This is a genomic window from Kutzneria sp. NPDC051319 (assembly GCF_040682195.1).
Lineage (GTDB): Bacteria > Actinomycetota > Actinomycetes > Mycobacteriales > Pseudonocardiaceae > Kutzneria.
In genome coordinates this window covers 45,613-52,133 of sequence record NZ_JBFBAM010000064.1, presented here as the reverse complement: position 1 = coordinate 52,133, position 6,521 = coordinate 45,613, and the positions used below count along the sequence as shown (strand labels likewise).

The window sequence follows — 6,521 nt, the reverse complement described above, 5'->3', positions numbered from 1 at the left end:
GCCCAGGTCGACCTGGGCGGCGCCGGCCCCGAAGGTCTTGTCGGCCATGCCCGCGCAAGCGTAGCTCTGCACGCTGGAGTAGAGCTCGTTGACGTCCCAAGCCCGTGATGCCGGCCTGTGAGCCTGTTCGCCGTGCCGCTACGAGCGCCTTGCGATGATCCAGTCATGCTCGGCACGCCGGAAGCCATCTCACACCGCCTGGCGTAACAGCAGTTCCGCGTCCAGTACGGCCTGCCGTCGCTCCGCCAGCGTGCCGTCGATGGGCCCGAGCAGCTCACGCGCCGTCTGCGCGCCCAGCAGTTCGACCGGCTGGCCGATGGGTGGTGAGCGGCGGCCCCGGCGGTGAACTTCCCAGCCGTGCACACCAGCGCCATCAACTCCCACTATCCGGGTTGATCGGCACCGGTTCCCGCATCGGCCCCGACGCCGTCGGGGCCGATCCCGTGCCGGCACCCGGTTCATCAACGCGGCCGCGACGACGACGAGCATCGGTCATACCCGCTGGCGCTCCGATGCTCGCAGCAATCAGGCATCAATCATCGACGCGATGCTCACAGTGCGGCTGCGCCCGCGGTGCGGCCAGAATCCGGAGCGCGACAGGCGAGTTCGATCCGGCGGTGCAGGGGGCTGTCTGTCGCTGTTCGGCAGCCCCGCCGCCGTTACCTCTGGGTCCGTGATGTCTGATCAGTCGTGCTCGTGTCCAGCATTGATCCGCTGCGCTTCGTGGAGCTGGTCTTCCAGGGTGATGATCCGGCAGGCCGCGCCCAGGGCCGTGCCCTGATCGACCAGCTCCCGCACCCGGGCGGCGATCCGCAGTTGGTGGCGGGAGTAGCGGCGATGCCCACCGGTCGAGCGTTGCGGCTCAATCAGCTCGGCCTCGTCCAGGCTCCGCAGGAAACCCGCTGAGGTGCCCAGCATCTCCGCGGCACGGCCCATGGTGTAGGCCGGGTAGTGCTCATCGTCGAACTTGTCGGCCGCACTCGCACCGGCCGCGTCTCGCTGACCAGGGATCATCGCGCCTCCACATCATGAGGGGCCCCGGCGCAGACAGCGCCGGGGCCCCAGGGGTTTGGGTTCATCACCATCAACCGATCGGAAGATCGGCTTACACTGTCCGCGTGGCCCGCCTGAGAGGCAGAACCCGCGGGGATCGCATATGCGTGACCGAAGACCACCTTCCATTCCGATGGGACTGCGGTACCCGCCCGGCGCGACACAACCTGAAGCGGGCGATCCGACGGCGTGTAACCCTTCCCTTCTCCTCTGACTACCTCATACACACTGCGGATACTGCATGTACTGCGGATACTGCGACTTGCTGAACTGCGACTTGCTGAACTGCGACTTGCACTTGCCGAACTACTGCGTGTCTGTCGTGCTTGTCCTTTCGCGACGACCACGTCTGAACCCCTTGTCCGAACTGGGCCCAGCACCTGACGCCGCTGGTCACCCACCGGAACCCCGTCCACTGATCGGCTCCGGCGCACCTGACCGTCCTGCACTTCACTTGCGTCTCGCGGACGGGTCGAACATCGCCCGCGTCCTGCTGTCGTGCCGTGTGCGTTCTGACTGCCATCACCGCGCGGGACCAGGTGAACAGTCTGGTCCCCTTCGGCTCACGCTTCAGTCACCCGCCGGAACCCCTTCCACTGACCGGCTCCGGCGCACCTGACCGTCTAGCCACTGCTCGCGGGTAGTTCGTCATCTCCCGCGTCGATCCCTCTTGCATTTCCCTTTGCTTGCGACCGTCCGCTGAGCCCTGGCGTATCTGCCCAGCACTACTACCGGTCCTTGGCCACCTACCGGAACCCCGTACCGTGATCGGCTCCGCTACGCCTGGCCGTCTTGCCTGTACTTCACGGGTAGTTCGTCATCTCCCGTGCCATCGGACGTTTTCTTCCCTCGTGCTGGGTAGAACACTACACACACCCAAGGCCGAATGTCTACCCCCGTCACCATAGATTTGCTCGGATGGATGACCCACGTATGCCCCGACCGGGCGCACGCGCCGCTGACCTGCGCAGACGCCGACCGGCTCCTACGCCGGGGGCTCCTGCTGCGCCGCGAGCAGGGTGACGGTCCGGCGGCGGTAGTCCACATCGGCCACCATCTGGTCCAGAACCCGCAACGCCTCGGCCGCGTCCTGCGCCTGCACCCTGTCCCGCACATACCGCGCCAACCCGACCAACTCCTCGGGCCAGCTGTCCCACGTGGCGCGGGCGGCCTCGATCAGCGGACCCAGATGCTCGGTGTTCCACTGCGCTTCCGCCGCTTCCCGGCCCGCCTCCGTCGCCGGGTGTTCACCATCCCCGCGCCACCCGCACGAACACGCCCCGACAAAGCCCTGCAACGAGCTGGTCTCCTCGGTCCACTCCACGCTGACCGTGCCATCGGCGAGCTTGCGCGCGGCATGACCCTCGTGCTCGTCGACCTGCTGCGCGTACGGACCGGTGTAACGGATACCCATGATTTCCTCCCGCGGGCTTTCCTGTCCCCTCGACCTCGGCAGAGGATCCTGCCACCACGGCGCCGACACCACCCGATGCCAACGGTGACGGCCGGCGCCCAACGGCGAAGTTGCCGTGGACGGCTGGTCATCTGCAGCCGGCCCTACTCGGCGTCCTGTGCCTCGATCAGGTCCAGGTCGCGGACGCAGAAGCCGCGGTGCTCGAAGGTCTCGTTGAGCACCGTGCCGAGGCTCTGCCGCACCGAGCGGCCGCGGGCGTACGGCGGCCACACATCGTCGTCGGGCACCGGCGCTCGCGCTGCGAGCTGCACAGCGGTGACCTCGTCGAGCCAGGCCTCGAGCTCGGCGGCCTGTGCTTCACGCACGCTCACGATCTCATCGAGAGTCGGATCGAGCGAGAGGTCAAGCCCGTGTGCTCCACGGTAGGGCTCGACGGTCGTCCCGATGCCCATCGGCGTGAACGGCTCCGTCGAGCCCAGGCAGCAGCGGCGGAACCACGAGTCGTGGACGAAGACCAGGTGGCGCATCGTCTGCACCGCCGACCACTCGTCGTTCACGCTGCGGCGCTCGATGCCGGGCGTACGGCGGACCCGCTCGACCGTGGCGGCCCAGCCGGCATTGAGCTGACGCGATGCCTCGCGCAGATCGGCCGGGTCCTCGGAGCGGATCAGCACCCGCACCGGATGACGCCGGTCGAGCTCTGCCTCGACGTACCCGGTGACCTCGACACCGTTCACCACGAGGTTGGTGATGAGCCCGTCGATCACGGCATCCTGCATGACGACGCCGATCAGGCGTGCTCCGGTCAGGTCGCACTCGCGAAACTCCGCACCGTGCAGATCCTCGCCGACATACCGTGTCATGCTCCGCATACTAGGTCCGAGCACCGACAAGCTGGCCTCCCCCGCTTGATGTGGCCCCTTCCATGTCCTGCCCGAGCGCGAAGAACGCAACAGCGTCGAGATCGGCACACACGCCGTGTCCGAAGGGACGGCGGAAGGCCAGGGCGGCCTTGTCGCACAAGGGCACGATGAGCAAGAAGTACGACGCTCACGCCGCGGACTTCAGCGTCACCGACAACCGGAGCAACGCGACCCTCGCTCAGTTCGAGAAGGCCACGAAGAACCACATGACGGACCAGGACACCAAGATCTATCGGTACGACAGTTGGGTGACAATCAGTTCGTGAACATTGTCCACAAGGGATTCCTCTGGTGGGCGACGCGGTGGCCGAGTTCCGCAGGCGGTGGGGCGCGGGTTCCGTCACGAGCCCGGCGACCTCACCGACGAGCAGGTCGCCGACGTTGCGCGCCGGGCTCTGAAGGAACTCGCCGACGCTTGATCCGCCGATGCCTGGCTGGAGCGCTACGAGCAGTGGGCAACAGCTGAGGTGGTACCGGGCCTCGGCCACCGCCGACACAGACGTCCCCGACAGCAATCGAGTGAGCGCTCTCGGCGGTGGCCGTCGACGATAGTGGGGTGGTCGACGGATGCTCAGATCGGTCGGGGCGCTTCCTTCAAGCCGGAGAACACGGCGGAGATCAGCCGCCGGCCCTGGGCCACGCCGTCGTCGTTGTTCGCGACCCGCCACAGAAAACTCATCAGCATGATGATGTCGGCGGGGTCGTGTCCCGGCGCGATGGCGCCCTCGGCCACGCAGGCGTCGACCAGCTTCGTCACCGCGGCGGTGGTCGGCCCCCAGGACGCCGCGATCAGCTCCTGGGCCGCGGCGCTGTGCAACGCGTCACCGAGGCCGTGCTTGATACGGATGTAGGCCGACAACGTCTCGAACCACTCGACGAAGGCGGCCTTGGCCGAGGAGTGCCGGGCCAGGACCTCGTCGGCGGTGGTGGTCAGGCGGTCGATGTCGTGCTGATAGGCCGCCAGGATCAGGTCCTCGCGGGTCGGGAAGTGACGGTAGAGCGTGCCGGCGCCGACGCCGGCACGTTTGGCGACCTCGCTCAGCGGCACGAGCGGATTCTCCGCGAACAGCTCGTGGGCCGCCTCGATGATCGCGACCCGGTTGCGCGCGGCGGCCTTGCGCTGCGTGCCGTAGGTGCTCGGCGTCTGGTCGGTCATGCCTCGATGATGCCCCACGCTTTGACATGCGGACAATCCTCCGCTAGTTTGGGGCGACATGCGGAGGATCGTCCGCGTGTTGGATCCCGGAAGGTCTCTCATGCGCCGCACGCTCACCGCCCATCGACATGACGCCGAACCGGGCGAAGCCGACCTGATCCGCGCCCGTACCGGGCAGGACGTCGAAGCGAGGTCGATCCTTCGGTCCGGTGCGGCCGCCCGGATCGGCGCGGTCCTGCTGTTCGTCGGCCCGCTGGTCTCGTGGGCGGCCGAGTTCGTCACGGCGGCGGCCTGGCAGCAGCCGCACTACTCGCCGTTCTACAACTGGGTCAGCCACCTAGGCCTGACCGGCCCGAGCCAGGTCGCGTTCGGGCAGGTGGGGAACTCCCCGCTCGGCGCGGTCATGGACACCGGCTGGGTGCTCTACGGCGCCCTGCTGATCATCGGCGTGCTGCTGTCCTTCGACCTGCGCCGGGGCGCGCGGCCGATCGCCGTCGTCGTGCTGGCCGTCCTGTCCGGCGTCGGCGTGTCGCTCGTGGGGACCTTCCAGGGATCCAACGCGAACGTGGCCAACGGCCTGATCGCCTTCCACCAGTTCGGCGCGCAGGGCGTGATGATCGCCGGGAACATCATGGCGATCGTCGTCGGCGCCACCGGGGCCAGGATCGGCCTCGGCCGTGGCCGCCGCGTGGCGAGCGTCGTGCTGGGCATCGTCGGCCTGGTCGCGTTCCCGGTGTTCATGGCCGACGTGTTCACCGGCTGGCAGTGGAACATCGGGATGTTCGAACGCGCGGTGATCTACCCGATCATGATCGGCCACGTCCTCCTGGGCAGCGGTCTCATCGCCGCACGACGGGCTTCACGCCGCCAGCCGGTCGCCGTCGCCGGCTAGCGGCGCCGGCGAGCCGGCACCAACAACGAGAGTGAGGACACGACATGGCCCAGGTGCTGGTCACCGGGGGAACCGGCTACGTCGGCGGTTGGGCGATCGTCGCCCTGCTCCAGCGTGGCTACGACGTGCGCGCGACCGTGCGCTCGGCGTCCCGGGAGCAGGCGGTGATCGACGCGGTGTCCACCGAGGTCGATCCGGCCGGGCGGCTCACCTTCGCGCACGCCGATCTGATGGACGACGACGGGTGGGACACCGCCATGGCCGGCGTCGACTTCGTGCTGCACGTCGCGTCGCCGCTGGGCAGCGGTGACGACAAGGACCCCGAAGCGCTGATCGTGCCCGCTCGCGACGGCGCGCTGCGCGTGCTGCGCGCGGCGACCCGCGCGCAGGTGAAACGAGTCGTGATGACCTCGGCCGCCAACGCGGCCAGTCCCATGTCCTACGCGACCGAGGGGGTCACCGACGAGACACTGTGGACGGTCGACGACCCGTCCCTGCCGGCGTACCGACGATCCAAGACGATCGCCGAGAAGGCGGCCTGGGACTTCATGGCCGCCCACGACGGCCCGACCGAGCTGGTCACGGTGCTGCCCGGCGCGGTGCTCGGCCCCGTCCTCACCCCGGACAACGTCGGCACGGCGTCGATCATCCTGCGGATGCTGCGCGGACAGATGCGCGGCGCCCCCAAGATCGGCCTGGAGGTCGTCGACGTCCGCGACCTCGTCGACCTGCACATTCGCGCCATGACCGCACCCGACGCGGGCGGACAGCGGTTCCTGGGCACCGGGCCGTTCATCTGGATGGCCGACATCGCCCGTGCCCTCAAGGCCGGTCTCGGCGACAAGGCGGCGAAGGTCTCCACGCGGGAACTGCCGAACGTCCTGGTCCGGGTGATGGCGAGGTTCAGCCCGCCGTTGAAGTCGATCGTCATCTCGCTCGGCCGCCGCAACAGGCACACGACGGACAAGGCGCGACGGATCCTGGACTGGACTCCTCGTCCCGCCGAGCAGACCGTCGTCGACTGCGCGGAAAGCCTCCTCGGCCACGGGCTCGGGTGAGCGCTCGGCCGTGCCGCCGAGGCGG

8 protein-coding genes are annotated in these 6,521 nt (G+C 68.5%); 3 read left to right on the top strand and 5 right to left on the bottom strand.

Features of this window, described 5'->3' with window-relative positions; genetic code table 11:
- Window positions 1-189 precede the first annotated feature (189 nt).
- The 4 genes from AB0M73_RS38875 to AB0M73_RS38860 form a co-directional block, all read right to left on the bottom strand.
- On the bottom strand, window positions 190-363 hold the full coding sequence (locus AB0M73_RS38875) for a hypothetical protein (protein WP_363902229.1): 174 nt from the start codon (window positions 361-363) through the stop codon (window positions 190-192).
- Between the two features lie 321 nt (window positions 364-684).
- On the bottom strand, window positions 685-1,014 hold the full coding sequence (locus AB0M73_RS38870; RefSeq protein ID WP_363902226.1) for a helix-turn-helix domain-containing protein: 330 nt from the start codon (window positions 1,012-1,014) through the stop codon (window positions 685-687).
- Window positions 1,015-2,038: 1,024 nt separating this feature from the next.
- On the bottom strand, window positions 2,039-2,467 hold the full coding sequence (locus tag AB0M73_RS38865) for a hypothetical protein (RefSeq protein ID WP_363902223.1): 429 nt from the start codon (window positions 2,465-2,467) through the stop codon (window positions 2,039-2,041).
- A 143-nt stretch (window positions 2,468-2,610) separates the two neighbouring features.
- Entirely contained in the window at window positions 2,611-3,354 is a 744-nt protein-coding gene (locus AB0M73_RS38860; protein WP_363902235.1) for a DinB family protein, read from the bottom strand.
- A 143-nt stretch (window positions 3,355-3,497) separates the two neighbouring features.
- Here AB0M73_RS38860 and AB0M73_RS38855 point away from each other — a divergent pair, with 143 nt between their 5' ends.
- Window positions 3,498-3,656 (top strand): colicin D domain-containing protein, encoded by a 159-nt coding sequence (locus tag AB0M73_RS38855; protein ID WP_363902220.1) that lies wholly within the window; start codon window positions 3,498-3,500, stop codon window positions 3,654-3,656.
- Between the two features lie 305 nt (window positions 3,657-3,961).
- On the opposite strand, the gene AB0M73_RS38850 is transcribed toward AB0M73_RS38855, so the two are convergent.
- A complete protein-coding gene (locus AB0M73_RS38850) occupies window positions 3,962-4,546 on the bottom strand; it encodes a TetR/AcrR family transcriptional regulator (protein ID WP_043714533.1) in 585 nt (194 codons plus the stop codon).
- 58 nt (window positions 4,547-4,604) lie between these two features.
- Between AB0M73_RS38850 and AB0M73_RS38845 the strand changes: the two genes are divergently transcribed.
- A complete protein-coding gene (locus AB0M73_RS38845) occupies window positions 4,605-5,438 on the top strand; it encodes a DUF998 domain-containing protein (RefSeq protein ID WP_363902216.1) in 834 nt (277 codons plus the stop codon).
- Window positions 5,439-5,482: 44 nt separating this feature from the next.
- Window positions 5,483-6,496 carry an NAD-dependent epimerase/dehydratase family protein gene (locus AB0M73_RS38840; RefSeq protein ID WP_363902213.1) on the top strand — a complete coding sequence of 338 codons (1,014 nt, stop codon included), beginning with the start codon at window positions 5,483-5,485 and terminating at the stop codon, window positions 6,494-6,496.
- The last annotated feature ends 25 nt before the right edge of the window (window positions 6,497-6,521 follow it).

Coding starts and splice junctions, on each gene's coding strand:
- AB0M73_RS38870 (WP_363902226.1), bottom strand. CDS start 1,014: ATGATCCCTGGTCAGCGAGACGCGGCCGGTGCGAGTGCGGCCGACAAG.
- AB0M73_RS38865 (WP_363902223.1), bottom strand. CDS start 2,467: ATGGGTATCCGTTACACCGGTCCGTACGCGCAGCAGGTCGACGAGCAC.
- AB0M73_RS38855 (WP_363902220.1), top strand. CDS start 3,498: ATGAGCAAGAAGTACGACGCTCACGCCGCGGACTTCAGCGTCACCGAC.
- AB0M73_RS38850 (WP_043714533.1), bottom strand. CDS start 4,546: ATGACCGACCAGACGCCGAGCACCTACGGCACGCAGCGCAAGGCCGCC.
- AB0M73_RS38845 (WP_363902216.1), top strand. CDS start 4,605: ATGCGGAGGATCGTCCGCGTGTTGGATCCCGGAAGGTCTCTCATGCGC.
- AB0M73_RS38840 (WP_363902213.1), top strand. CDS start 5,483: ATGGCCCAGGTGCTGGTCACCGGGGGAACCGGCTACGTCGGCGGTTGG.